The sequence below is a fragment of the Rossellomorea aquimaris genome (genome assembly GCF_000935355.1).
Taxonomy (GTDB): Bacteria; Bacillota; Bacilli; order Bacillales; family Bacillaceae_B; genus Rossellomorea; species Rossellomorea aquimaris_B.
This window is the reverse complement of sequence record NZ_JXZC01000001.1, coordinates 1,034,933-1,061,295: the sequence shown is the minus strand read 5'-3', so window position 1 is coordinate 1,061,295 and position 26,363 is coordinate 1,034,933. Positions and strand designations below refer to the sequence as shown.

At 39.7% G+C, this 26,363-nt stretch carries 31 protein-coding genes and 1 riboswitch; of the genes, 24 read left to right on the top strand and 7 right to left on the bottom strand.

The annotated features are described in order from the left end of the window. The first annotated feature begins 114 nt into the window (after window positions 1-114). The 4 genes from TV75_RS05340 to TV75_RS05330 all read left to right on the top strand — a co-directional run bounded on the left by TV75_RS05340 (window position 115) and on the right by TV75_RS05330 (window position 2,802). Window positions 115-1,146 carry a YkvI family membrane protein gene (locus TV75_RS05340; RefSeq protein ID WP_044337600.1) on the top strand — a complete coding sequence of 344 codons (1,032 nt, stop codon included), beginning with the start codon at window positions 115-117 and terminating at the stop codon, window positions 1,144-1,146. A 71-nt stretch (window positions 1,147-1,217) separates the two neighbouring features. Then, on the top strand, window positions 1,218-1,337 hold the full coding sequence (locus TV75_RS22265; protein ID WP_220154054.1) for a DUF6254 family protein: 120 nt from the start codon (window positions 1,218-1,220) through the stop codon (window positions 1,335-1,337). 71 nt (window positions 1,338-1,408) lie between these two features. Then, window positions 1,409-1,972: a helix-turn-helix domain-containing protein gene (locus TV75_RS05335; RefSeq protein ID WP_044337599.1), complete on the top strand. Its 564-nt coding sequence runs from the start codon at window positions 1,409-1,411 to the stop codon at window positions 1,970-1,972. Beyond that, the gene (locus tag TV75_RS05330; protein ID WP_253275488.1) at window positions 1,870-2,802 is read left to right on the top strand and encodes an IS3 family transposase; all 933 of its coding nucleotides are present in this window, start codon (window positions 1,870-1,872) and stop codon (window positions 2,800-2,802) included. Before TV75_RS05335 ends, TV75_RS05330 begins: the two co-directional genes overlap by 103 nt. Before the next feature lie 62 nt (window positions 2,803-2,864). On the opposite strand, the gene TV75_RS05325 is transcribed toward TV75_RS05330, so the two are convergent. After that, window positions 2,865-4,250, bottom strand: coding sequence for a DUF2254 domain-containing protein (locus TV75_RS05325; RefSeq protein ID WP_052504428.1), 1,386 nt, complete (start codon window positions 4,248-4,250; stop codon window positions 2,865-2,867). A 131-nt stretch (window positions 4,251-4,381) separates the two neighbouring features. Beyond that, a complete protein-coding gene (locus TV75_RS05320) occupies window positions 4,382-4,561 on the bottom strand; it encodes a YkvS family protein (protein WP_044337597.1) in 180 nt (59 codons plus the stop codon). 165 nt (window positions 4,562-4,726) lie between these two features. Between TV75_RS05320 and TV75_RS05315 the strand changes: the two genes are divergently transcribed. The 12 genes from TV75_RS05315 (at window position 4,727) to ptsP (ending at window position 14,607) form a co-directional block, all read left to right on the top strand. Next, window positions 4,727-4,921: a hypothetical protein gene (locus TV75_RS05315; RefSeq protein ID WP_044337596.1), complete on the top strand. Its 195-nt coding sequence runs from the start codon at window positions 4,727-4,729 to the stop codon at window positions 4,919-4,921. A gap of 178 nt (window positions 4,922-5,099) precedes the next feature. Next, window positions 5,100-5,690: a cell wall hydrolase gene (locus tag TV75_RS05310; protein WP_044337595.1), complete on the top strand. Its 591-nt coding sequence runs from the start codon at window positions 5,100-5,102 to the stop codon at window positions 5,688-5,690. A gap of 108 nt (window positions 5,691-5,798) precedes the next feature. Beyond that, complete coding sequence (locus TV75_RS05305) at window positions 5,799-5,978, top strand: aspartyl-phosphate phosphatase Spo0E family protein (protein ID WP_044337594.1); 180 nt, start codon at window positions 5,799-5,801, stop codon at window positions 5,976-5,978. A 149-nt stretch (window positions 5,979-6,127) separates the two neighbouring features. Further along, a complete protein-coding gene (locus TV75_RS05300; protein ID WP_044337593.1) occupies window positions 6,128-6,874 on the top strand; it encodes an SDR family NAD(P)-dependent oxidoreductase in 747 nt (248 codons plus the stop codon). Window positions 6,875-7,083: 209 nt separating this feature from the next. Further along, window positions 7,084-8,025 carry an AAA family ATPase gene (locus TV75_RS05295; protein ID WP_044337592.1) on the top strand — a complete coding sequence of 314 codons (942 nt, stop codon included), beginning with the start codon at window positions 7,084-7,086 and terminating at the stop codon, window positions 8,023-8,025. After that, entirely contained in the window at window positions 8,022-9,215 is a 1,194-nt protein-coding gene (locus TV75_RS05290) for a DUF58 domain-containing protein (protein WP_044337591.1), read from the top strand. The genes TV75_RS05295 and TV75_RS05290 overlap by 4 nt, the downstream gene beginning before the upstream one ends. Then, window positions 9,185-10,447, top strand: a complete 1,263-nt coding sequence (locus TV75_RS05285) for a hypothetical protein (RefSeq protein WP_044337590.1) — start codon at window positions 9,185-9,187, stop codon at window positions 10,445-10,447. The genes TV75_RS05290 and TV75_RS05285 overlap by 31 nt, the downstream gene beginning before the upstream one ends. Before the next feature lie 93 nt (window positions 10,448-10,540). After that, window positions 10,541-11,155 carry an ABC transporter ATP-binding protein gene (locus TV75_RS05280; protein WP_253275469.1) on the top strand — a complete coding sequence of 205 codons (615 nt, stop codon included), beginning with the start codon at window positions 10,541-10,543 and terminating at the stop codon, window positions 11,153-11,155. A gap of 18 nt (window positions 11,156-11,173) precedes the next feature. Continuing rightward, window positions 11,174-11,956: an ABC transporter permease gene (locus TV75_RS05275; RefSeq protein ID WP_437176695.1), complete on the top strand. Its 783-nt coding sequence runs from the start codon at window positions 11,174-11,176 to the stop codon at window positions 11,954-11,956. 79 nt (window positions 11,957-12,035) lie between these two features. Then, window positions 12,036-12,299: a hypothetical protein gene (locus TV75_RS05270; protein ID WP_052504427.1), complete on the top strand. Its 264-nt coding sequence runs from the start codon at window positions 12,036-12,038 to the stop codon at window positions 12,297-12,299. 320 nt (window positions 12,300-12,619) lie between these two features. Beyond that, the gene (locus TV75_RS05265) at window positions 12,620-12,886 is read left to right on the top strand and encodes a phosphocarrier protein HPr (protein WP_044337587.1); all 267 of its coding nucleotides are present in this window, start codon (window positions 12,620-12,622) and stop codon (window positions 12,884-12,886) included. Further along, window positions 12,886-14,607 carry a phosphoenolpyruvate--protein phosphotransferase gene (gene ptsP / locus TV75_RS05260; RefSeq protein ID WP_044337586.1) on the top strand — a complete coding sequence of 574 codons (1,722 nt, stop codon included), beginning with the start codon at window positions 12,886-12,888 and terminating at the stop codon, window positions 14,605-14,607. Before TV75_RS05265 ends, ptsP begins: the two co-directional genes overlap by 1 nt. A gap of 170 nt (window positions 14,608-14,777) precedes the next feature. Here the strand turns inward: ptsP and TV75_RS05255 are convergent, their stop codons facing one another. Further along, on the bottom strand, window positions 14,778-15,449 hold the full coding sequence (locus tag TV75_RS05255; RefSeq protein WP_044337585.1) for a GNAT family N-acetyltransferase: 672 nt from the start codon (window positions 15,447-15,449) through the stop codon (window positions 14,778-14,780). 354 nt (window positions 15,450-15,803) lie between these two features. Between TV75_RS05255 and TV75_RS22060 the strand changes: the two genes are divergently transcribed. Next, complete coding sequence (locus tag TV75_RS22060; RefSeq protein WP_172655616.1) at window positions 15,804-15,980, top strand: hypothetical protein; 177 nt, start codon at window positions 15,804-15,806, stop codon at window positions 15,978-15,980. Between the two features lie 45 nt (window positions 15,981-16,025). Here TV75_RS22060 and TV75_RS05250 read toward each other — a convergent pair whose 3' ends face one another. Beyond that, entirely contained in the window at window positions 16,026-17,177 is a 1,152-nt protein-coding gene (locus tag TV75_RS05250; protein WP_044337584.1) for an aminotransferase A, read from the bottom strand. 132 nt (window positions 17,178-17,309) lie between these two features. Here TV75_RS05250 and corA point away from each other — a divergent pair, with 132 nt between their 5' ends. Then, on the top strand, window positions 17,310-18,305 hold the full coding sequence (gene corA, locus TV75_RS05245; RefSeq protein WP_044337583.1) for a magnesium/cobalt transporter CorA: 996 nt from the start codon (window positions 17,310-17,312) through the stop codon (window positions 18,303-18,305). A 51-nt stretch (window positions 18,306-18,356) separates the two neighbouring features. Here corA and TV75_RS05240 read toward each other — a convergent pair whose 3' ends face one another. Then, window positions 18,357-18,944: an HD domain-containing protein gene (locus TV75_RS05240; RefSeq protein ID WP_044337582.1), complete on the bottom strand. Its 588-nt coding sequence runs from the start codon at window positions 18,942-18,944 to the stop codon at window positions 18,357-18,359. Between the two features lie 203 nt (window positions 18,945-19,147). Beyond that, a riboswitch (PreQ1 riboswitch) is annotated at window positions 19,148-19,192 on the top strand. Window positions 19,193-19,316: 124 nt separating this feature from the next. On the opposite strand from TV75_RS05240, the gene queC reads away from it, so the two are divergent. From queC to queE, 3 genes are read left to right on the top strand one after another with little or no spacing between them, the layout of a single operon-like run. After that, a complete protein-coding gene (gene queC / locus TV75_RS05235; protein WP_044337581.1) occupies window positions 19,317-19,976 on the top strand; it encodes a 7-cyano-7-deazaguanine synthase QueC in 660 nt (219 codons plus the stop codon). Between the two features lie 2 nt (window positions 19,977-19,978). After that, window positions 19,979-20,413: a 6-carboxytetrahydropterin synthase gene (locus TV75_RS05230; RefSeq protein ID WP_044337580.1), complete on the top strand. Its 435-nt coding sequence runs from the start codon at window positions 19,979-19,981 to the stop codon at window positions 20,411-20,413. Then, entirely contained in the window at window positions 20,410-21,132 is a 723-nt protein-coding gene (gene queE, locus TV75_RS05225) for a 7-carboxy-7-deazaguanine synthase QueE (protein WP_044337579.1), read from the top strand. Before TV75_RS05230 ends, queE begins: the two co-directional genes overlap by 4 nt. Before the next feature lie 45 nt (window positions 21,133-21,177). Here queE and TV75_RS05220 read toward each other — a convergent pair whose 3' ends face one another. Continuing rightward, the gene (locus TV75_RS05220) at window positions 21,178-21,375 is read right to left on the bottom strand and encodes a hypothetical protein (protein WP_044337578.1); all 198 of its coding nucleotides are present in this window, start codon (window positions 21,373-21,375) and stop codon (window positions 21,178-21,180) included. 155 nt (window positions 21,376-21,530) lie between these two features. Here TV75_RS05220 and TV75_RS05215 point away from each other — a divergent pair, with 155 nt between their 5' ends. After that, the gene (locus tag TV75_RS05215; RefSeq protein ID WP_044337577.1) at window positions 21,531-22,460 is read left to right on the top strand and encodes a chemotaxis protein; all 930 of its coding nucleotides are present in this window, start codon (window positions 21,531-21,533) and stop codon (window positions 22,458-22,460) included. A gap of 94 nt (window positions 22,461-22,554) precedes the next feature. Here the strand turns inward: TV75_RS05215 and TV75_RS05210 are convergent, their stop codons facing one another. Beyond that, window positions 22,555-23,022, bottom strand: a complete 468-nt coding sequence (locus tag TV75_RS05210; protein ID WP_044337576.1) for a YkyB family protein — start codon at window positions 23,020-23,022, stop codon at window positions 22,555-22,557. 761 nt (window positions 23,023-23,783) lie between these two features. Between TV75_RS05210 and TV75_RS05205 the strand changes: the two genes are divergently transcribed. Beyond that, window positions 23,784-25,877 carry a sensor domain-containing protein gene (locus TV75_RS05205; protein ID WP_082051139.1) on the top strand — a complete coding sequence of 698 codons (2,094 nt, stop codon included), beginning with the start codon at window positions 23,784-23,786 and terminating at the stop codon, window positions 25,875-25,877. A 223-nt stretch (window positions 25,878-26,100) separates the two neighbouring features. Next, the gene (locus TV75_RS05200; protein WP_044337575.1) at window positions 26,101-26,319 is read left to right on the top strand and encodes a hypothetical protein; all 219 of its coding nucleotides are present in this window, start codon (window positions 26,101-26,103) and stop codon (window positions 26,317-26,319) included. Window positions 26,320-26,363: the final 44 nt, after the last annotated feature.

Sequence of the window (26,363 nt, the reverse complement as noted above, 5' to 3'; positions counted from 1 at the left end):
ACGGCTGCCCTCTTTCTTAGGGCCTTCTATAATTCCGGAAGAATTATGTTCTTTTGCTTCTGATTTTCTCTGCTTGTACATAAGGTGAAGTAGAAGGTTGTCAGAGGTGATAGGATGAAAAAGTTAGCTGGTTCGTTTCAAATAGCTGCTGTTTATGTTGGTACCGTAATAGGAGCAGGGTTTGCAACAGGAAGGGAAATTGTAGAGTTTTTCACCCGGTTTGGCTTTATCGGGTTTATTGCGATTTTATTAAGCGGGTACTTATTTATCACAATGGGAACGAAGATCATGCTGAAGTCCCATGATATTAAAGCAAAGTCCTTTGAAGAATTTAATGAGTATCTATTTGGGAAATGGTTCTCTAAGTTTATGAATATCGTCATGATGATTATGCTAATCGGGGTATCCGCGGTCATGCTTTCAGGAGCGGGTGCTGTTTTTCAGGAGCAGCTTTTGCTACCTAAGCAATTAGGTATTTTGCTGACGATTGGATTGGGATTTATCACGATGATGGTGGGGATTAAAGGACTTTTTGCTGTAAATACATTCGTTGTTCCTCTTATGATCGTCTTTAATCTATTCTTAATGATTCATTCTGTTCGGGACGCTGGATTTTTAGACGCATTTCTTATGATCCCTCATGCTGAGGATGGGTGGAAATCGGTGGTGGCCCCTTTTTCATACGTAGCTTTTAACCTTGCCATGGCACAGGCTGTTCTCGTTCCTGTTGCCGGTGAAGTAAAAGATCGGGAAACTATTAAGTATGGAGGATATCTTGGCGGCTTTTTCCTTACCCTGATTCTAATCTCCAGTCATATTACTTTGGTCATGATCCCGAATGTGACACAATACCAGATTCCAATGGCTATGGTTATGAAATCCTTTGTAGCGGGCTTTTATTTCATTTACATCATCATCATTTATGGTGAAATATTCACCTCCGTCATTGGGGGCGTCTTCGGCCTGGAGAAACAATTATCGAATTACTGGAAAGGCACCTCTTTATTGACCTTTGCGGGTATCTTCCTCGTGATTTATTCTTTAAGCTTTTTTGAATACAGCGAACTATTGTCTTATTTATATCCACTCTTTGGATACATGAGCTTACTATTTATTATTCTTCTCTGGATGAAACCAAATAAATAAATGTTGGAGGAGAGTAAAAAGCGAGTCTGCTGCTCATGTTAATAGAGACTAATGAAAAAGGAGTGGCGAATATGACACAATCAAAACACGAAAAAGAAAGACAGTGGAATGTAAGGAAACAGGAACAGCATCCCCATGGTAAAGTATCTTCCTTCAAGGAGCTTTCAGAAGGGAAAAAAGGAAAAGAATAATAAAAAAACGGATGCTTCGGTACCGACCCCCGAAAGTTAGAGTGAAAAAACTAACTTTCGGGGGTGTTTTTTTGGCTAAATATAGTGATGAATTTAAAATAAAACTTGTCATCGGGTATTTATCTGGAAATCTAGGATACAGGTCATTGGCCAAAAAATATAATATGGGTAGCCAAACGCAGATAGTTGAGTGGGTAAATACCTATAAGTCTCAGGGGATAGAAGGGTTAAAACGAAGAAAGACGAAGAAGGAGTATTCTGTTCAATTTAAATTAGATACGATACAATTCATGTTAAATACAGGTGCTTCTTATTTAGAAACGGCTGTTCAGTTTAACTTGAACAACCCTTCCTTAATTAAACGCTGGATGAAGACATTTCGTGAACAAGGAGTAGAAGGCCTGGAATTAAATTTAAAGGGGCGGCCTTCTATGTCTAAGAAATCTAATAATCAGAAGAAAAAGGAAGAAAAAAAGCTAACACGCGAGGAAGAATTAGAACGCGAGAATGCACTACTAAGACTGGAGAATGCATATTTAAAAAAGCTGAGAGCTTTTCGCGAGAATCCGAACGCCTTTCACGAAAAGCACAAACAAAAATGGCATTCGAGCTTAAAGAAGAAGGATTTCGATTAAAAGATATCCTCATTGTGGTAGGAATTCCGGAAGCAACTTATCACTATCATGTGAAAAATCTCGGTAAGGAAGACCCGGATAAAGAATTAAAAGAAACCATTACAAACTTATTTAATAAGTTCCAGGAACGCTATGGTTATAAACGTATCACAAAAGAATTAAAGAAATTAGGGCAGCGTATCAATCATAAAAAAGTCTATCGTATCATGCGAGAGCTAGGAATTAGATGTATTAAATTCATGCGAAAATCCCGTAAATATAATAGTTATAAGGGAACTATTGGAAAGGTAGCGAAAAACCGATTATCTCGTCGGTTTAGAACCCCTATTCCTCTTCAAAAATTGGTAACTGACGTTACTGAATTTAAATGTCTTGAAGAAAAGAAATTATATTTGAATCCAATTCTTGATCTTTATAACGGAGAAATTATTGCGTTTGGGATCAAGGAACGTCCAACTTTAGATCTTGTCATGGAACCTTTAAAAGAGTCTTTAGAAGTATTAAAAGATCGGGCGACCTATCGAACCACAATCCATTCAGACCAAGGCTGGCATTATCAGCACAACAAGTGGGTGAAAACGTTAAAACGGAACAAGATTTTTCAAAGCATGTCTCGGAAAGCAACCTGCGCAGACAACGCTTCGATGGAGAATTTCTTTGGGATTTTAAAGCAAGAAATGTATTATGGTGAAGAACTAGTAACCTATGAGGATTTAAAAGGACGGATTGAAGAATATATTCACTGGTACAATCATGACCGGTCAAAAGAAAAATTGGCTGGGATGAGTCCTGTCGAATACCGAACTCACTCCAGCCATTCAGCTGCATAATAAAACTCTAACTTCCGGGGGTAAGCACCTTCTAGCATCCGTTTTTTCGTCCGTTGGGTAAGTTACTCTTCATTCCCATGATCATAAGCGTCACTTGTTTTATATTGTTCAGGGAAATACTTATTCCGTACTTCATCCTTATCCCAATTCCTTTGTCTGCAAGCTGTCGCGAGTTCATCCAAATGTCTCATGATGAATTGCATGTCGAGGTTTTGGAGGCTTTCATAGTCGATCCCTTCCAATATATAGTCTTTAAACGTCCACACCATGCGCTTCGTATCTTCGCTATTGTTTTCCCCTATCATTCTCAATGAACGCAGAATTTCTGAAATAACGGATATGTCCTGCTTCCCGTAATGCCTTAACTGGTAAAAGCTTCTGTATAAGTAATCAGAAAAGGTAGGCTGTTCCAATATGATACGCACATTGTTTTCTTCATCCGATAAATAAGAGCTTGGAAGCTTGTGTTTAGCAAGCTTCGATAGAATGATCCCGATTTCTTCTATACAATTTTTTGCCGTATTCGGATCATTGATTGCTGGGGAAATGGCCCTCAAGGCTATTTCAACCAGTTTCCTGATACCGAGCTCAATATCTTCGATGGGTTCTTTATCTGGTCCGAGTACGAGGTATCCCAAGTAATCCTCTACATCGATGTCTTTATTCGTCGTCCATGCAGTCATGACAGGAGTACCTTCAAGTAAGTATTCACCCGGTGTTTTCACCATCCGGATGATCGCTTTATCTTTAGCAGCTTTACTGATCATCCCTTCTATATTTATCTGCTGTAGATACCCGGATTGCTCACTATACACATATAGGGGTTCGGTATCATCAAACAGGGATTCATTAAAGGTTGGAGGTTCGTCATTAACGGCATTTTTTCTATATAAATAACTATTATCAATTTTTTTATTGGTTTTGATTGTTATGTTATGTATTAAATTACTTACCTTCACCCAATTGGAAACGTGATGCACAAAGTAGACGAAAACAAATAAACAGATAATCGCAACTATGCCGGCAAATGCAGATGAAATATATAATTTTTGTCCAGCTTCATCTTGAAGGAGAACCAATAATGTGATGCAGTACACCACACCTGACACAAAAATGGCTAGAACCCGCTGAGTAGGACGGTCATTAATGAAATTTTGAAGGGTCCTCGGTGAATATTGGGATAAAAAAGTGGTTAACACGACCATAATCGTTGAAAAGGTAATCGTCGTCATGGTCATGATCGATGATGCAATCGTACTGATGATGGTCATGGATAAATCGAAATTCGAGAACAAAACTTTAGGGAACAAAGGATAATCATGCTGACTTAACCACCAATCAAAATAAAAGGTGAGTAGGGAAAGCGCTAATGAGATGAGTGAAAATAAAAATGGTACAAACCAAAAGCTTTTTCGTGCTTTGTTAACAATATGTATATTTAAGTTCATGACGGGGCTCCACCTTACGAAACAGTATGCTATAAGAATATCCTCAAAGCTGTTTCTGTAAACCTTTTCTCTTCTTATGAATCTCAATATAAAAAGGTGGAGTATCGTTCTCCACCTTTTAGAAGTTTGTACTATGCTTCAACTATTTTATAGTTTTTATGATTAACAACTGTTTTTTCTTCCAGTTCAAGGTCACGATAATTCTTCATATACGTCAGATCAACGATAACCGAGTTTTCATTTACTTTTTCTACGATTCCTTTTAATCCTTCTCTAAATTCAATCACATTTCCGATTTCTGCCTTTTTCATGAGAAGTCGCTCCTTTTTGCCAAAATTCTACAAACAATTACTAATATTTTGACGTAAACTCAAGAAAAGGTAAAGAGTTTTCTAAAAATTTCATCAAAAAAATTATTCTTGAGCTTTTCATCCTTTTATATCTACAATAGAGACATTCAGGATGGAGGTTTGGATATGAGTGAAACAGAAATTCTTGAACAATTACAACTATTGCGTACAAGAGAAATTGAAGAAGTAAGGGTGATGAAAGAAGACTTTCTTACTTTTCGATCTGTACTCGTTAAACAAGAGGATTTTAAACAGTTCCGTGGGGTGGCTCAGCATGGCGGAAATATTCTTTATCACTATTTAGATACACCAAGAAGTTAGAGTAAGCGGGGGATAGGATCCTCCGTTTTTTTTTGGTTCATATCCAATATATGAAACACTCTGGGTGTTTAGAATGCATTGCCATTCTACAAACAACGAAGGGTGGTAACCATTACCTGATGAATTTCTGTTTATTCGTTGTTATCTTAGTGGTGAGCGCTAATGAGGAGGTAGAAAGATGATTAAGAAAAGCTTACTAGTAGGGATTGCGGCACTTTCAATTGTTTCATTCTCTACTCAAACTATAGCAGCTGAAGGAGTACACACTGTAGAAAATGGTGAGTCTCTTTGGGATATAGGTAAGGAGAAATCTGTATCTGTCCTTCAACTAAAAAAAGAGAACGATTTGAAATCGAATGAAATTCATCCAGGTCAAACGTTAATTGTACCAGAAAATGAAGTAACAGTTGAAGATCGTGAGTTACTGGCAAAACTGGTTCATGCAGAAGCTAAAGGAGAATCATATGCAGGTAAAGTGGCTGTCGCAACGGTTGTTTTAAACCGGGTGGATTCAACTGAATTCCCAGACTCTATTAAAGAAGTAATCTACCAGGTAGCGAACGGTCATTATGCCTTTTCACCTGTTCAAAATGGTGAAATCAACCAAGCGCCTTCCCAGGAAGCGAGAGATGCTGTTCAAGAGGCATTGGCTTTCAGAGGCCAGGGAAAAGGTTCTCTCTTCTTCTATAATCCTGTAACATCCACAAGCGATTGGATTACCAGTAGAGAAACATTGTTAACCATTGGAAAACACCGCTTCGCAAAATAATCATTACACAGGATTTTTTTAAATAACAAAAATAGCGTTCGGATACTTTTTTCTTTTCTCTACGTGGAATTAATAGTAAAATAGAGTAAAGAAGAAGAGGTGATGTTGATGAATGGGACCATAGTGGCTCGAATTGAAACGGTACGATGGAAGATGATACAATCAGGTATTCGTTTTGGGCTGAGCAGTCCAGTCACCATTCAACTCAGTAAAGAGTTGGATGCCTTAATCAATATTCATCAGCGTAATGATATAAATAAAACGACAAAAAATAAGATCGTACAATAAATAAAAGGATTAACCTTGGAATGTCCCGTCATTTCCTCAGGTTAATCCTTTTCTATATGTCTTAGAGAAGGTTGAGGGCCAGTTGAAAAGGGTATCCTTTTTAGGAAGAATGAATAGGCGAATATGAAAATAATTGAAGACAAAGGGAGATGACAGGAGTGAAAGATAAAATTGTCTGCATAACAGGTGGGGCGAATGGAATCGGTAAAACGCTGGTTGAAGAATTTGCGAAGCAGGGCGCAGTCGTTGAATTTATGGACATGGATGGGGATAAAGGGGAGGAATTATCCCTGAAGCTCAACTCTGAAGGATATTCAACACGGTTTCATGAAGTCAATGTAGGAGTCTATCAACAGGTAAAAGATGTTTTTTCAAAGATGAAAGAAGACCATGGCGTGGTGGACGTACTAATTAACAATGCAGGTGTTTCGAAGTTCATGTCCTTCTGGAAGATGGATCCCGAGGACTGGGACAGCATTCTTTCGTCAAACTTAAGCAGTGTCTTCTATTGCAGTAGAGAAGGGGCAGCTTTAATGAAGAACCGAGGTGGTTGCATCATTAATATGGCCTCTACCAGGGCTTCAATGTCTGAACCGGATACGGAAGCCTACTCTGCAACTAAAGGGGGCATTGTGAGTTTGACTCATTCAATGGCCATTACATTGAGTGAGGTAGGGATCCGGGTGAACTCAATAAGTCCAGGCTGGATTCAAACCGAAGAGTATGATTCATTACGGGACAAGGATCATGACCAGCATCCATCCGGCAGGGTGGGGAAACCTGAAGACATAGCAAGGGCATGCTTATTTCTTGCTCATCCGGATAATGATTTCATAACAGGAGAAAACCTAGTGGTGGATGGTGGAATGACGAGGAAGATGATCTATGAGCATTAACACTTTTCGGGTGATGGCTTAGGTATTCTTGATATTTAAATGAATACTGAAGAACTACCGGTTACGAATCCAAGACAGGGATGGTGACCGGCTTTTTACTGTCCCCCAAAAGGGATATTTTAACAACGAAATATGGTATGATGAGAAAGGATCTATTTTTAGAATATTAGCTGAATATTTACTGTTGTGAACATAAAGGGGGAGCAAAGATGTCAACTATACAAGACATAAAAAAAGAAATGAGCAAAGTCCTGATTGGAAGGGAGAAAGAAATCGAGCTTCTATTGATTGCCTTACTTCAGGAAGGCCACGTCTTGCTCGAGAGCGTACCAGGTACCGGTAAAACACTATTGGCTAAGACTTTTTCACATTGTATTGAAGGAGATTTTAAGCGAATACAATTCACACCCGACGTATTGCCGAGTGATGTAACGGGTATTCAGTTTTTTAATCCTAAGTCTCAAGAATTTGAATTAAGAACGGGGCCGGTTGTCACGAATGTGTTGCTGGCAGATGAAATCAATCGTGCCACTCCGAGAACCCAGGCAAGCTTACTTGAAGTGATGGAAGAGAAGCAAATCACCATTGATGGAGAAACAGTGGCATTACAACCACCTTTTATTGTGGTAGCCACCCAAAATCCAATTGAATCCCAGCAAGGAACGTTCCCACTCCCAGCTGCACAACTGGATCGTTTTTTATTGAAAATTCCATTTGCATACCCCAGCTTTGATGAAGAAAGAAGCATTCTTAAACGTTTTAAATCCGATCGGCCACTAAATACCGTTCAAAAAGTGATGAGTTTAAGCGCAATTCAATCTCTATCAAGTCTTGTAAAAGATGTACACATATCCGAGGACGTTGAATCTTATATTCTGCAAATTACCAGAGGAACGAGAGAGCATGATTGGGTTGAGATAGGAGCTAGTCCACGGGCCAGTTTAGCCCTATTGAAAGCCTCACAGGCCCAGGCATTTATTGAAGGCAGAGATTATGTAAGACCCCAGGACGTTGTTGAGGTTGCACCGTATGTCCTTCAACATAGAGTTCAGTTAACGATAGAAGCATCCTTGACAAGAACACCGGAAGAAGTCATTGCACAAATCATAGAAATGGCAATGCTTCCTGTCGAAGCGAGGCAGGCGCAGTGAACTGGAAGCGGGAAGTAGTCGAGGACCCGTATATATCCATGAGTCTGGTGCTCCTTGTTATTGTCGGGGCAGCAAGTTTCTATGTACAAGCTTATGTTGGATTGGGGATTTTCCTGTTAATCATCCTCTATTATCGCGTTCACCAATGGTATCTCCTGAAAATCGGAGAGGGAGTCATGATTGAAAGATCTCAACGAAGGTTAAGGCTTCATTGTAATGAAGAAGATATCTGGTTGTTTAAGCTTGAAAACAAGGGACTTCCTATTTGGGGAGCTACATTGAAGATGACATTTAAAGATATTGTGGAGCCTACAAAGCATCCATATTCATCCGGCATTGCAAACGAGATCGAGGTTTCCATCCCATTCTCCATTCGAAAAAATGAAGAGGGGCAAATTTCGTTGCCGGTCAGAGGTAAGAGAAGAGGTTTATGTCGTATTACCAATATACACCTTGAGATCCCTCACCTTTTCGGAAGTGGTAAGGTTATCCTGAGTCTAATCGATTCGGTTCAAGCCACCATTATGGTGTTCCCCTCTTCATCCCCTGTCAGGATGGCGGAACATCAGCTTACTTTAAGGCAAGGGGACGTATCTACTCCCCATTCTTTGTTCCATGACCTATTCCATCCCGTAGGAACAAGGGGGTATGTACAGGGAGATCGATTTCAGGACGTGCATTGGAAGGCTTCTGCTCGAACAGGCGAGCTGCAAACGAAAATTTTCGCGCCTGCTACTCAAAAAGAGTGGATGATCGCAATCAATATCTCTGATCGCTATGCCATTACAAGTAAGTTGGAGGAAATCATCAAGCATACAGCTTACCTAATGCAACTTGCCGTGGAACAAAACATTTCTTTCTCACTGGTCTTAAATGTGAGAACACCGGGAGTAACGCCTTACTATTATCTTCCTCCAGGGACAGGGAGGAAGCACCGGCAGAGAGGACTGGAGCTTTTAGCTACCTTATCGACCGATGAATTCACCATGCCATTCCACTTCGTCCTAAAACATTTGTATCTGCAGAGACTGGTACCTTCCGTTTTTATTGTTGCCGGTTCACTTGGGTCAAGGGAAGAGGAGTTATTGCTAACTATCAAGAAAGGCCATCCACATATCTTTAAGCTGAGCTTAGAAGAAAAAGAAGGAGTCGTCACATTATGGAATCGTACGTTGAAAATTCCTTCATAACGAAATATAAACATATGCTTTTTATCAAAATGGGTCTGTATACAGGGATTGATCTTCTGTTTGTACTTTTGCTCATTACGTTTTTATTTACAGGGGACGTCGTATTGAATCAATACGTGCCGGCTTTTTCGATATTGCTGGTGCTGGTATTGACTTACACGGCCATATCCCTCAAATTGGAGAGCTTTCATCATCTTTTATTATATGCAATGTTTGTCTTGGGGATTGGATCTGGAATCTTATTATTCTCCGCGTCCTGGTGGGTTTTGCTTCCTGCAACGATCTTTCTGCATTGGAGAATCAGTTCTTATCTACAGATCAAGGACCCATTCATTGAAGTAAGCAGTGGCAGCGTATTGATTTTTCTTTTTATCTCTGCTGTTTCTTTATTAACGGGATCCATAAGACAGTTGGAAAACACATATCTGGTTTACAGTCTGCTGTTTCTATTATTCGCGTTCATTGGCACCTTCACCTCGTTTCAAAGGATGTTGGCCAGTGAAAATAAAGGAGCAAAGAAGAGTATATACAAGCCGTTTGCCCTCCTTCTCATGGTGTTTGTAAGCGGTGGGATACTGGCAGCTGTTAGTTCAGTGATCAGCAGAGGAATATATTGGCTGCTTGAAAAGGCGTTTTGGCTATTCTCTTTTTTCGTTGACCCGATCTTTAATGGATTGATTAAACTAAGGGATTTGATCATGAAGTTTTTTGAAAGTAACCAGGAAAAGGGAGAAGGCAATAAGCTCGCACAACAGAATCATGATGAATCCCAGTTGCCTGCGTTTGGTGACGGACTTTCTTTTTCATGGGTAGATGAGGCATTGCTGGCCCTGTTGATTTGCTTTGCTATCATTTATTTGTTCAAGAAAAGAAAAACTTCCATAGAATTATTCACGAGTGAGGGTACAACACCTCTCATGATGACCAGGGGAAGTGGTGAGATTCATGTCCATCATAAAAAAGAGAAAGTCTCCTATTCTAAAGCAAGGGATATAATAAGGAAATCGATGGAAAGGTTAGAAGAAGAGGCACATAAGTATGAAGCCGGAAGACTTCCGAATGAAAACGTCCAAGCTTGGTTCTCTAGAATTGAGTTGGAGGGAAATGACCGATTTTACTTTATTTATGAACGTGTGAGATATGGGCGTGGAGTTCCGGAGCAGGATGAAGTGGATTTTTTTACTAGACAAATTCAGCAACACATCCAATACTTGAATACGAGACATGAATGAAGCTGATGCCCGGGGGTTTCTTCCGCGCATCAGCTTTTTTATTTCATGATTCTTTAGGGTATGATAAATGTGATTATATGAGAGGTGAAGATAGTGCTGTTCCAATTAGAAAAAATAATATTTAAAAATATAATAGACATCGATCACATGGAGATATCCTCAAACAAAACAACCTGCCTTATCGGTGAAAGCGGTGCGGGAAAGTCCACCCTTCTGAAGTTATTGAATAAAATGAATACACCAGATGCAGGAAAGGTTTATTATAATGAGACTCCCTTACAAGAGATTGACCCTGTAAAACTTCGAAGAGAAGTAGTGATGATTTCACAAACCCCCTTATTATTCGGGGAAACGGTAGAAGAGAATTTGCAGAAGGGTCTTATGTTTTCAGAGAAGCCCCTTGCCAGTCGTGATGAGCTCATGAAAACCCTGGAAATTGTAAAGCTCGATAAACCTTTGGATGGGCTTGCTGAACGGTTATCCGGAGGGGAAAGACAACGCCTGTCCCTTGGGAGGGTTCTATTGATGAAGCCAAATGTCTATTTATTGGACGAGCCAACCTCGGCCCTGGATGAAGAAACCGAGATCGAAGTAATGAAAAGCTTTATTGAGTGTACGAAAGGGCATGAGGGGACCATTATCATGGTGACTCATTCGATGAATGTTGCCGAGCAGTATGGTGAAGAGACGATAACCCTTTCAAAATAAGTGAAGGAGAGAATGTTAGTGGAAAATGGAATTATTGATATAGAGCTGTGGAGATTTTTAGCTGCGTATGTCTTTGTTCTTCTATTGTTACTTATTGTGAAGTGGCGGGGGATTTCAAGAGAGAAGCAGATTATCCTTGCATCTTTTAGGATGACCCTCCAGCTGATCGTTGCAGGATACATACTGACCTATATTTTTGACAATCCAAGTCCGTGGCTTACATTAAGTATCATTTTGATCATGGAAGCCTTCGCCATCAGGAATATTTTTAAGCAAGTTAAATATGAGATGGATAAGTTACTGAAAGGGATTGCCGCTTTATCTTTACTTATAGGAACACTCATTAGCTTATTCTACTTTAATATGGTGGTCATCCATTTCTCCCCTTGGTACGAACCGAGATATTTCATACCGATTGCGGGAATGATCGTCGGTAATTCCATGACGGGCATCACATTGGGGATCAATACTCTATTAGGGGGATTAAAGGATCAAAGAGAAAAGGTAGAAGGTGCCCTCATGCTTGGGGCAACCCCTAAAGCAGCTTCCAAGACCTATGTAGACAATGCCTTTGATTCAGCAATTCTTCCCACTCTAAATAATATGTTAGGGATGGGAATCATCTTTTTGCCCGGGATGATGACAGGGCAAATCCTTTCCGGGATAAGTCCATTAGTGGCCATCGAGTATCAGATCGCCATACTTTTAGGCATTGTGGGGAGCGTAGCCTTAACAGTCATCATCTTTATTTTATTAGGATATAAGCAATTGTTTACGAAAGATGCCCAATTGAATGTATAGATACCCTATAGCTCTCCCGTTCTAATCTAGTTTTTCCTGCATATGATGTGAAAGAATGGTAGGAAAGGGGAGGGTTCTATTGAATTACCAAACAGAGCAGGCTCTAAGAGTGAAAAGTTTAGCCATTGATGTCATGGAAGAGCTCATGAAAGAGGATGTTAAACATGGGGTGCAAGAATTAAAACAGCTTTCAGAATTATTCTCTCGATGCATATGTGACTTAGTGAACGTATATACAAACACGTCTGAAGATCATGAAATGACACTGAAAGGCACGGTCATAAAAGCAAAAATCGGCTACAATATCATGAAAGCCAAATCACAAATCATAGAAAAAGAATAGTATTGCAATGACACAACTGACTCATACTAAAGACTCCACCTCCTATTCGGAATGGAGTCTTTAGTATGAGTCAGTTTTTTATTTTGAATCAAAAACATTCATGATTTTTACATAAATAGGTTCATAACAGTGGCAAATTTATGAAATACTAAAAAAATCAAGCTTTACAATTGTGTATATCCTCATTGCATGCTATTCTTTTTTATTGAACAGCTTTATAGGAAGAATGGATTAATCACTAGAAATAGTTGACGTTTTCTTCATAATCCATTACTTTTATGAAGCAACCAAAAACAAGATAAATTAAGGAGTCGATTCACATGGCACAAAAAACATTTACAGTTACAGCTGAAACAGGAATTCATGCTCGTCCGGCAACTCTACTAGTTCAAACGGCAAGCAAATTCGACAGCGATGTACATCTAGAATACAAAGAAAAGAAAGTCAACTTAAAATCAATCATGGGTGTTATGTCTTTAGGTGTAGGTAAAGGTGCAGATATCACAATCATTACTGAAGGTAGCGACGAAGAAGAAGCATTAAACAGCTTACAGGAAACACTGAATAAAGAAGGTTTAGCTGAGTAATGTCTAGTCTCTTAAAAGGAATTGCGGCATCAAATGGCATTGCTATAGCGAAAGCGTATCGCTTAGTTGAACCTGACCTAAGCTTTGAAAAGAAAAGCGTAGACAATGCTGAAAAGGAAGTATCACGCTTCCAGGAAGCCATTGCGACATCCAAGTCTGAGCTTGAAGCGATCCGTGATAAAGCGAGAGTTGATTTAGGGGAAGATAAAGCTCAAATCTTTGAAGCGCATCTTCTTGTCTTAAGCGACCCGGAACTACTTACACCAATTGAAGACAAAGTCAAATCAGAAAATGTAAACGCTGAATTCGCACTGAAAGAAACAGCGGATATGTTTGTATCCATGTTTGAATCAATGGATAATGAATACATGAAAGAACGTGCCGCGGATATCCGTGACGTGACGAAACGTGTCCTATCACACCTGCTGGGAGTGCAAATTGCGAACCCTAGCATGGTAACAGAAGAGGTTATTGTAATCGCAGAGGACCTGACTCCTTCTGATACGGCACAATTAAACCGTGAATTTGTAAAAGGTTTTACAACAGATATCGGTGGAAGAACATCTCACTCGGCCATTATGGCCCGTTCAATGGAGATCCCGGCTGTAGTGGGGACCAAATCCATTACTTCATCTGTTGAAAATGGTGATATGATCATCGTTGACGGATTAAATGGTGAAGTACATATTAATCCGACTCCTGAAGTCATCGAAGAGTATAAGAAAGAACATGCCCGTTATGAAGAACAAAAAGCTGAATGGGCGAAGCTTGTGAATGAACCAACTGTGTCCAAGGATGGTGAGCATGTCGAACTTGCTGCCAACATTGGGACACCTAAGGATCTGGAAGGGGTAATCAATCACGGCGGAGAAGGTGTAGGTCTGTATCGTACAGAATTCCTATACATGGGTCGTGACGAATTACCGTCTGAAGACGAGCAATACGAAGCGTATAAGGCTGTATTAGAAGGCATGGAAGGGAAACCTGTAGTGGTTCGTACCCTTGACATCGGTGGAGATAAAGAGCTTCCTTACTTAAATCTGCCAAAAGAAATGAATCCATTTCTTGGGTATCGCGCAATCCGACTTTGTCTGGACGAACAGGATATCTTCCGTACTCAGATTAGAGCGTTATTGAAGGCAAGCCCATTCGGAAACCTGAAAATCATGTTCCCGATGATTTCAAATCTTCAAGAGTTCAGGGAAGCGAAATCCATCCTTGAAGAAGAGAAAAAAGCTCTTCTTGAGAATGGGACAAACGTAGCCGATCACATTGAAGTGGGAATCATGGTCGAAATTCCATCAACAGCCGTAATGGCGGATGTTTTTGCCAAGGAAGTTGATTTCTTCTCTATCGGAACCAATGACCTGATTCAGTACACTATGGCTGCCGACCGCATGAACGAGCGGGTTTCCTACTTATATCAACCGTATAACCCAGCCATTTTACGCCTTGTCAAAATGGTGATTGATGCGGCTCACAAAGAAGGCAAATGGGCAGGTATGTGTGGTGAAATGGCTGGAGATGAGATTGCTGTACCGATCTTACTTGGATTAGGTTTGGATGAGTTCTCTATGAGTGCTACATCGATCTTGCGCGCACGTTCTCAAATCCGTCAATTGAACCGTTCGGAAATGAAAAAACTGGCAGAACAAGCACTACAATTAGATACCAATGATGCTGTTATTTCTGCAGTGAAAAAAGCGACATCAATGGAATAATTTTTGGTTTAGATGGTGGAAATGGGGGTATTATATCTGTGAAGAATAAGGCACACCCTTTGGGCCTTTTTATTCTCATTTCCCCCTTTCTTGTGGATTGAAGGAACTTGTTGTTCTTTCAATCCCTTTTTTCTTTTTCATGGTGGTACATCAATTTGCGGAACATGCTATTACCTTGAACTTTTAAAGGGATTTCTCCATTCCATTAAAACACCATAATCACATGATTCTTCATCCTCCAGGTACCCTTTAACCGCTTTTAATGGGGTGCGTCCTGTTTGAAGAAGGAACGTTATGACGGGATCCTTGTATTCTCCACTTATTAATTTCTCTATATATTCCTCAATCGGAACATTTTTGGCCACTTTATGATAGGTAGGAATCCGACCGCCTCCAAGCAATCGATCCAATTGTAAATGCACCACGATCTCAAACATTGCATTCATAAGAACTTTTCCAAGCTTAAATCCCCGATAGGCCGGGTCGATACATAAATCTACCACATACAACGTATTTCCATTTTCATTGTGCGTCCTGATATATCCATTATCGGTTATATTTTCCCACGTATGATGCGGCTCTAACGGATCAAAGTCGACGATCAAGCTGGTCATGCTTCCCGCTAATTTACCGTCTACTTCCACACACAAAGCCCCAAGAGGGAAATGAGTCAAGTGATGTTCGAGCTGATCTTGATTCCACCATAATTCCGACGGGAAAGGAGGTGGAAAAGCTCTTTTTTGAACGGATATCAAATCTCTGAAATCCTCTTTGTGGTAATTTCTTATAACGGCTTTATGAATCTGGCTGTTTCTGAAAACGTACTGTTCTTTCACATACATGTCAGAACCTCATTTCTCAGAATTTACTTGTTCATTATACGTTATGAAAGCGCTTTTTTAAAGTGTTTTACTGAAATAACTTTTTCCTGAAAAAAATTTGAATTTTTTTTTGAAGGGCGGTTTATCATTCTGGAAAGCGGGTATTCTATAATTAAGCATGAAATTGGAGATTAATTTCTCACTAACACCCCCTTTTCCTTTTTTTTTTGAACCAACCCAGTTAAATGGTTGGTTCTTTTTTTTGCTCTTTTATCGGGGCAGTTGATTCGTATAGCGAAAAAGAAGAAAGCGAATAATAATCCTATGCTGATCCATCTAAGGATAAGCATGATCAATAAAAGGGGTGTAAAACTAATGGCGAAACGTACAAAAAAGAATGATCCACAGCAGAAGAACAAAAAAGGATTCGACTCTTCTAAGATCAATGCGGAATTTGCCCACGAAATCGGAAGTGCGGCAACAAACAAAATACACAAAGACAAAGCCAAAAAAGAAAAAGCATCTAAAAATAACGGTGAATATAAAGGGTAAACATGAAGAGGGACGGACCTTGCTATACAAGGTCCGTCCCTCTCGTCAGGTTTGGATGAAGGATTGGATACGGTCAAGCCCTTCTGTCAGCTGGTCCATGGAGCAGGCATAGGATAGGCGGAAGTATCCTTCGCCGAACTGGGAAAAAGCATCTCCAGGAACGACAGCCACCTTCTTTTCTTGGGCAAGGGCCAACGAGAAATCAAATGAATTCAAAAGAATCCGCTCTGGTATCCTGACGAAAAAGTAGAAGGCTCCGTCAGGTTTGACGATTCCTTCAAATCCCATCCCGATTAATCGGTTGTAAACATAGTCCCTTCGTTTTTTATATTCTTTCTTCATATCTGCCGCATCATCTCTTCCGACTGTAAGAGCTTCATAGGCAGCTTTCTGGGAGACGGAAGAAGCACAGGATACATTGTACTGGTGAACCTTTAGAAGATGCTTAGAAATCGATTCTGGAGCGAATACCAGCCCGATTCTCCAACCGGTCATGCTATGTGATTTAGATAAACCATTGACGACGATGGTTTGTTCTCTTAAATATTCTGCAATTGAATGATGGGAATCATCGAAGGTCAGTTCACTGTAAATCTCATCGGCCAACACAAAGATATTTCTATCTTTAAGCAAATCGGCAATCTCTTTCAATTCTGCCTTTGATAGGCTTACCCCAGTAGGATTGGATGGATAAGGCAATATAACACATTTGGTTGAAGGAGTTAAGCTACCCTCAATGAGAGCGGCATCCAATTTAAAATCATTTTGTGTGATATCTATCTGTACGGGATTAGCACCACAAAGTTTAATGATTGGCTCATAGCCTGGGTACACCGGTCCCGGCAAAAGGCAGTCATCTCCTTCGCAAAGGATTGTTCGAAGGATCACATCGATCCCCTGAGAAGCGCCGTTTGTGACTATCACCTCATTTACAGGGTTATAATGTACATTATATTTTTCTTTCACATATGAAGCCGCTGCTTCCCGTAACTCTAGAAATCCTGCATTATGTGTATACGAAGTGAAGTCATCCTCAATGGCAGCCTTACCCGCATCTTTAATATGAAGTGGGGTAGGGAAATCGGGCTGACCGATTGTCAGAGAGATTATGTCGTCTATGTCTGCCACCATATTAAAAAACTTTCGTATCCCTGAAATCTGGATGTCCTTGACCCTAGGGTTTATATACTGTTCCAATATGTACACCTACTTTAATAATTTGATTCATATTTTATCATTAATCTCAGCTTTTACGTAGTGATTTTGTTTGAATGGTGAAGAAAGAGGGAAAGGATAAAAAGTAAATAAGTGTCAGTTAGGGAGAGCCAAATGATTCGTACGAGTATTGTTATGGAAAATGGGGAAATTGAACATAATGTTCCCTTATCCAGAATTAAGGAAAAAGCGGTTAAATGGTATTGGGTGGATTTTTCAGAGCCAACCAGCAAGGATATTCGGTTACTTAAGCTGTATTTTCGTTTCCATCCACTTGCGATAGAGGATTGCCTGGACGATTTCAGTCAGCGGGCCAAGCTCGATTTTTATGATCAATACATATTTGTCCTTCTGCATGCCATTAATAAGAAAACGCTGGATTCACACGAAGTGAATATGTTCGTAAACTCCAGTTTTATTGTTACATTTCATAAACAGCCTGTCATGGAAATAAATAATGTATGGGAAAAAGTCCATCAAGAAGGGGATCAACTCAGTCCTTTTAAGGTCATGCATGGAATTGTCGACCGGTTAGTGGATGATTATTTTCCGCTTGTTTATGGTATTGAAGATCGGCTCAATACAATTGAAGATAATACAAATGAAGAGGCTGATAGTGATCTGATGGATGAATTATTCGATATTCGTCATGATATGTCAAAGTTAAGAAGAACCCTCGTACCCATGCGGGATTTATTATATCGGATCAGCAATTCCGGAAGATTGAATGCATTGAAGGAAGAGCAGCTCTATTTCAATGATGTGTATGATCATTTAATCAAGCTTGTCGAGATGCTTGAATCGTATCGTGAATTCTCATCAGATATCAGGGATAATTATTTATCCATCAATTCAGATAAAATGAATAACATCATGATGACATTGACCGTCATTACGACGATATTTATGCCTCTTACGTTTATAGCGGGTTTATATGGGATGAACTTCGCCTATATGCCGGAACTGGATGAGCGAAGCGGTTACTTTATCGTTCTTGGAGTAATGGGCATAATAGCACTGGTCATGTTTGGGTTCTTTATGAAAATCGGCTGGCTCAGATTCGGCTTGAAAAAACGGAGAAAACGAAGAAGGCTTCTCCGCTTGAAATAAGTAGGCTAAAAAAGCACTGACTTCTTAGGAAGACACTGCTTCTTTACGATTCTATCTTCTCATAAGCCAGCCTTTTTCAACCCCCATTTCAACCCATTCGTTTATTTGAGCATAAATCCGGGGAGAAGCTTCCTTAATCCAAGCATTACGGTTTAAAACCTGATGAGCGTAAATCGTATGTTCCATCCACGACTTTCCTTCTGTCGAAATATTTAAGAGAAGAGGTTGAATGTGGTCAATGATCGCAGCGTAAAGAGCTTCATTGGTCTTTCCTTCTTCAAACTCATCCCACAGGGAGCGGTATTCGGTTCTCGTCTTTTCAGGAAGCAATCCAAAGATTCGATCAGCAGCAAGCTCTTCCCGTTCTCTCTTGTCCTCATAACCGCCTTCATCAAACGCGTAAGTATCACCTGCATCAATTTCCACAATGTCATGAAGAAGAAGCATCTGAATGGAGGTGAACAGTTCTGTTTCATGGTTTTTCTCATACACTTCAAATAAGGTCATCGCCATCACACATACGTGCCAGGAATGCTCGCCGCTATTTTCTTTGCGGCTTTGGTCACTTATGTATGTACGGCGTTCGATCGTCTTTAGTTTGTCTACCTCTTTAATGAAATTGATCATATCAGCTAACATGCCATACCCTCCTATGGTTATTCTCCTCTTCATTATGAGGAGGGGAAAGGGAACTTGCAAATTGCTGATAGTCCTTAATATGGGGACGTGGTCCCGAAAGAAATGTATTTTCAGGTAATATCCCTGTAAACGGTAGATTTTTTTAAGAAAAAACGTTATATTGGTTGAGGACAATTAGAAGAAGAACTGGGACAAAAAATGCGTCCCGAGAGGTTCTAGCACAACCCTCTATAAAAAACTAAGGAAAACGGCATCCTTAGGTGCCGTTATTTTTTGTTAATGACGGCTTAAAAGCCAATATTATAGGGTATTACAGAATCTCTTTCTTCTTTTCATGGCTAAAGAGCCTGTAGAAAAGAAAGGAGAACCTTTATGAACACAGAGAAATCATTAGTCGTTTTCAGCGGAGGTCAAGATAGTACAACGTGTTTGTTTTGGGCTAAGCAACAATTTAAAGAAGTAGAAGCGGTGACATTTAACTATGGTCAGAGACATGTTGCAGAGCTGGACTGTGCAAAAGAGATTGCAGAGGACCTGAATGTACCTCACCATGTATTAGATATGAGTTTATTGAATCAACTGGCACCAAGTGCATTAACACGGGCTGATGAAGAAATCACCCATCGGGATGGTGAATTGCCCTCTACCTTTGTTCCTGGAAGAAACCTATTATTCTTATCATTTGCCGGGATACTGGCGAAGCAGATTGGTGCGAAGCATATTGTAACGGGAGTATGTGAAACAGATTTTAGCGGGTATCCGGATTGCCGGGATATTTTTGTGAAATCCTTGAATGTTTCCCTCAATCTATCTATGGATGATCAGTTTGTGATTCATACCCCACTCATGTGGATCAATAAAGCACAAACGTGGGAAATGGCCGATAGGTTAGGGGCTTTCCAATATGTTCAGGAAAATACCCTTACTTGCTATAATGGGATAAAAGGCAGCGGGTGCGGTGAGTGCCCTGCATGTGAGCTTAGACAAAAAGGGCTGGAAGAATATAAAAGTGCAAAAAAAGGGGGAGAGTGAAGATGATACAACAAATCTACCCGACTCCTGACCACTCTTATGAATTTGAATTAAATAAAGATATGCATTTTGCGGCAGCCCATTATATACCACATGCAGATGCAGGAAGCTGTCAGGATATCCATGGTCATACCTACTTTGCCAATATTACTATTGGTGGCGATCAGCTCGATGATTCCGGGTTTCTTATCAATTTCCAACACATCAAGAAGCTGATTCATAAGCGCTTTGATCATAAGGTCATGAACGAAGATAAATTGTTTTCTTCAGTGAATGGGGATATGTTCCCGACCACTGAAGTTGTAGCGAAAGTGATGTGGGAAATCATTCAGACTCATTTAGATACACTCCCACACCAACCTAAGTGCCTTCAAGTGTTTTTAAGAGAAACACCGACAAGTTACGTCATTTACAGACCAAAGGGGAGAAAATCATGAAGAAAATCCCCGTACTAGAAGTATTTGGTCCAACCGTTCAAGGTGAAGGTATGGTAATTGGTCAAAAGACGATGTTTGTCCGAACTGCCGGATGTGATTATAGCTGTGCATGGTGTGACTCTGCATTTACGTGGGATGGTTCTGCCAAAGAGGAGATACAGCTTATGACGGCTGAGGAAGTGTGGAACAGACTAAAGGAAGTTGGCGGAAATAAGTTTTCCCATGTAACCATTTCCGGCGGGAATCCTGCTCTATTGGCTCATTTGAAGGAGCTTATCGAAATCTTAAAGGAGAATGGTATTGCTTCGGCCTTAGAGACTCAAGGAAGCCGCTGGCAGGATTGGTTCTATGATATAGATGATCTCACTCTTTCTCCAAAGCCACCCAGTTCGAAAATGGATACTGACTTTGAGATGCTGGATCATATCGTTCATCGTTTAAGTGAAAATCGCTCACAATTCAGCTTAAAAGTAGTTGTCTTTGATGATCTGGACTTAGAATATGCCACAGAAATTCATAGACGATATCCCCATGTTCCCTTCTATATCCAGACAGGTAATCCTTCTGTTACAGAAGGAGATACAGCTAAATTGGTGTCGAACTTATTATTGGATTATGAGACACTCATTGAAAAGGTCTGCGATAGGGAAGAATTAAATCACGTGCGGGTACTACCGCAATTGCATACCTTGGTATGGGGGAACAAGCGTGGAGTATAAGGAAAAAGCGATTGAAGGGGAGTCCTTCAATCGCTTTTTTTCTTTTTATTTCCTTGGATTTTCATCATGTTCCTGTCTTATTCTCCTTTGACCTTCTATGTAAGAAAGTTCAGAGGGTTCATCCTTTCCATCCACGTTCTTACCCAAGGCAATAATGGGAAGGTTGTTCTGTGAGGGGAGAATGTGGTCACTTATTTCATCGAAATCAGGCAACTTATTCTCTAAGTATCTTCGGTCGGTCATATCAACACCTCCTCTTCTTAGTATGTATAGGGATTCATTTTCTATTACTTTTTAGGTCACATATAGATAGCAGAACGGGACTGCCGACTTTTTTCATGTTTACCTTTAAACATGTTTCTCAATTGTTCGATATAAGAAGAGTAAGGTAAATACTCATGTTTGTATGGAAGGACGAGAAACAATTGAATCAAATAAACGGTATTCTTCTTGAAAGTGGAACCAACGAACTTGAAATAGTTGAATTTGAAGTTCAAAACAATAAATTTGGTATAAATGTAATTAAGGTGAAGGAAATTATCGAGCCTACCCCAGTTATCCCAATCCCTCATTCCCACCATAATGTGAAAGGACTCATTCAATTGAGGGGAGAGGTTCTTCCAGTTATTGATATGGCAAGGGTGCTTGGTGTGGAAGGGGAGGAAACATCCAAATCAAAGTATATTGTTGCTGAGTTTAATCAACAGAAGGTCATTTTTCTTGTCCATAACGTAACTCAAATACATCGGATTTCCTGGAATCAAATTGATAAGCCTTCAGAAATGTACTCAGGGGTTCATTCCGGAATAATAGGAGTCATCAAGCGAAACGAGTCAATGATATTGTTATTGGACTTTGAGAGTATTATGCAGGAAATCAATCCTGAAACAGGGATCCGGGTGGAACAAGTGAAGAAGTTAGGGCAAAGGGAGAGAAGGAATAAGAAGATTGTTGCAGCAGAGGATTCTCCTCTAATCCGTAAGCTTTTGAATGATACATTGAGTGAAGCAGGATATGAAGAAGTGGAGTTTTTTGAAAATGGAGCCGATGCATTCAACTATCTGGAGTCACTGGTCGAAGGGAATCAAGATATTGAAAAGACTGTCCAGCTTGTGTTAACAGATATTGAAATGCCGCAAATGGATGGTCATCATTTGACCAAAAAAATAAAGAGTCATTCTAAGCTAAATAAACTGCCTGTAATCATTTTTTCTTCACTTATTACAAATGATTTAAAACATAAAGGTGAAACCGTCGGAGCAGAAGATCAAGTCAGTAAACCGGGGATTGCTGACCTGATCATGAAAATCGATCAACACATATTGTAGAAGCAAGGAATAAGAAAGATACATAAAAGGGTTCCGGCATTTGGCCGGAACCCTTGAGAAGATATATGCGTTAATATATTAAAACCATCGACCATTAAAAGAAGCTATCGCCCAACTTTTTGAAGACGGGCTTTTGATAATTGTTCTTTCCCGGCTTTCGAGGCTTTTCATTCTGTTCGGACATTCCTGTATATTGTTCTAAAATCCCTTTTGCCTGCTGAAGTCCCATCTTACATCTAGGATTTCTTAAAGATTGATTAAGTGAACCAAGGTGAGGCAGTGCCTTAAAATCCTCTTTTGATGGTGGGATATGGAAGGTATAATCCCCGCAATCAATCAATACGTCAGATTGTTGTTGACTGTTCTTTGGATTGTTGGAGAAGTGAAGTCCAACTTTCTTCGCTTTACCTTCCCGGATCATTTTCATTAAGGCTCGTTTTTTTAATGAATATAAGTATTTTGGATTACCTGCTGTTTTCGCATGACGGTTCACAGTGAAAATAGCTTGAGAGAGGGTGATTACGGATGTGGAAGAAGGGGTGGATTTACTAGTATTCCTCAAGTTATTGGCTCCTTTCCAATGTATTAATCTCCATTATACCTCCTTTTTCTGGTATTGGAAAGGTACGGTGGGGAGTTTCTTGTTGAAAGATAAGTATATTTTAGACGGGGTTCTTTCTAAATATAACATTAATTTATGCGGGGAAAGGGGTAACCGGGCCGGCGTTGTTGAGAGTAAATATCAGAAGGCTCAACCTAAAGAATGTAACCCATACATTTTCAGGTGAGCCTTTTGATTATCTTTGGGGGTATATATTTATATTCTCTGTAAAGTTGTATGGTGAAGATTGAAAATTATTTCCTCCATAGGGTTGTTGGTAAGCAGGATAAGGATACCCTCCGTATGGTGGATAAGGTGGATAGCAAGCGGGACCGTAGCAAGGTCTGTTGAAAAGGAACGGGCTAATGGCCAATCCTGCTAAACCACCTGCTAAAAACGGTAATCCAAAGAAGGGGAAGAAGCGTTGATCTCCTCCTCTATACTGTGGGTAACTCTCATATGGGTAATATGCATGTCGATACATTAAACAAAAAACCTCCTCTCTCTATTCACTTTAGTGTATGGTCCATATTCGAACTGCGCGCCTGTCTCACATATAATGGGCAGTCGAATCGAGTATCCATACGGGTCTAAAGTAATAAAACGTGAAGAAAATAATGAATATTCTTACAGGAATGTAGGAAATTCCTGGTTTAACTAGTAAAATATAATCAGGATACTTGATGTGGAAAATGACAGAAGCCTAAGAGGATGAAGAATCCATGAAATGGACAACCATTAATAATACTATCGGTCAAGATCAAGAGGTGCTTGACACTGTTTTGAAGGAACTAATTTTAGATCACATTCATGATATGATTTTCATTATGAAGGTTGAAGAGGGGCCTGCTTTCAGGTACCTGTACATAAATGAATCTGCTAGAAGGTACACGTCTATTCATAATGAGGATATGGGGCGATTATTGGAGGAAGTTGTTTCATGTGAGATGGCTACTGACATACAGAAGAAATACACCAAACTTGTGCTATCAGGAGAGAAGATCATCTATCAGGATACGTTTTTCCATTTGAATGGAAGCCAAGTGGTAAACGAATCGATTCTCACACCCATAAAGAATGAAAGTGGAAAAGTAGAGTACGTGGTTTCCATAACAAGAGATATTACTTCGTCCATTGCAGAGAAGAAGAAATTAGTAAAAGCGAAAGAACGATACAAGTCCATTATTGAACATAATCTGGATGCCATATTTATTCTGGATTCACATGGGTTCATCAAAGAGTCCAACGGAGCAGGATGCTCATTAACCGGCTATTTGAAAGAAACCTTGGTGAACATGAGAATCTATGATTTGTTTCACTCTCAAAATGAGAACACCCTAACCGGTTCACTTGTTCAAACCTTAAAAGGAACGCCCTCCTCCATTGAACATTGCCTACTACTAAACGAAGCAGGAGAAGAGAAGATAACTCAATTAAAAATGATTCCCATCGTTGTAGAAGAAAAGTGTGATGGTTGTTATATTATCGTGAAGGATATAACCAAGCACCATGAACAGAATGAAATGATTCATTATATGGCTCTTCACGATCAATTAACGGGTCTTTGGAACAGGAAAGCATTGGATGATCATGTCCCTTTAATCATTCATAATATGGAAGAAAGAGGTGTAGAGCTCTCGCTTTTATACTTGGACTTAGATCGGTTTAAATTTGTAAATGATACTCTTGGTTTAAAGGGAGGCGACCGTTTTCTAAAAAAAATCACAGAGCGTTTGGTAACTCTTACGAACGAAGAATGTCTATTGTACAGGCAAGGCGGTGATGAATTCATCTTTCTATTGAAGAATAGTAATGTTGAAGATACTAAAACGAAGGCGAAGGAAATCTTAGCGCTGTTCATAGACTCTTTTACTATTGATGAGCAGGAATTTTACATCTCACCTTCGATTGGAATCAGTCGTTATCCTGCAGATGGATATGATTCTAATTCACTCATTCAAAAAGCTGCTCAAGCTCTCTTTGAAGTAAAAGAAAAAGGGAGAGCCCATTATCGCTTTTACCAAACGCATATGAAATCAAGCTTTCCTAATTATATCATTATGGAATCCCACTTACGAAAAGCCATTGAAAAGGGAGAGCTGTATGTCCATTATCAACCACAGGTGAATTTATCGACTGGCACCATCGATAGCTTCGAAGCGTTAATTCGCTGGAACAACCGTAAATTTGGGTTTGTATCACCGGCACAGTTTATTCCCTTGGCAGAAGAAACGGGCTTGATTCATCAGATTGGTGAATGGGTATTGGAGCAAGTATGCTTACAATTGCAAAAATGGAGAAAAAAAGGGTACAGGACAGTGCGTGTAGCTATCAACATTTCCCCTAAGCAATTTCTACAGGAGCAATTGGTGGATACAATTGATTTCTATTTATCAACGTATAATATTCCCGCTTCCTGCATAGAAATTGAAATTACGGAGGGAGCCATGCAAGACACTCAACAAACATTGAAAATGCTGAAAAAGCTAAAAAATCTGGGTGTATACATTTCTGTTGACGATTTTGGGACCGGATATTCTTCACTTCATTATTTAAAGCGATTTCCAATCGACATATTAAAGATCGACCAATCCTTTGTGAAGGAAATAGGAATGAATCAGAAGGACTCTGCCATAACGACTACCATCATACACCTTGCACATAGTCTGGGACTGGAAGTGATTGCAGAAGGTGTAGAAAGGGAGGGACAAGTCGACTTTCTTAAAGAGGCAAACTGCCAAAAAGCTCAAGGGTACTTCTTTAGTAAACCGATTTGCCCAAAGGAAATCGAGGAACAGCAATTTGTTCTTATGTAACGTTCTTGTCCAACTATTTGAGGCAACCTGTCATTTAAATTGAAGATACGTTTTTATTTTCATGCTTTTTCACGTACGTCTACTAAATGCGATGAAATGTTTGACAGAGTAGTTCCTATGACTTATTTTAAAGTGAGGAGAGTAAAAGATTCATAGACTGGAAGCGATAAGATCGCACCCAAAGTGAATCAGAGTTCCGAATGCTTTATGAAGGAGAGGGATTATGAAAAAGACAAAACGTATGGAAATCCTATTTCTCCCTACCGATAGAGGAACGATTAAAGTATATGTATATGGCTTTAAATCTCCTCGATCTTTAGGCCAGGTAGTTGTTTCATATAATAATGTTTCAATTGAAGCAAAAGGATATAAGAGAAATAAAACCATTATTAAGGCGTTGGCGCAATTACACGATACCATTGTTAACAACCCGGATGGTTGATTTATCAGGCTGATTTTTTAAGAAAAAGATATTTTCTTAAAAAT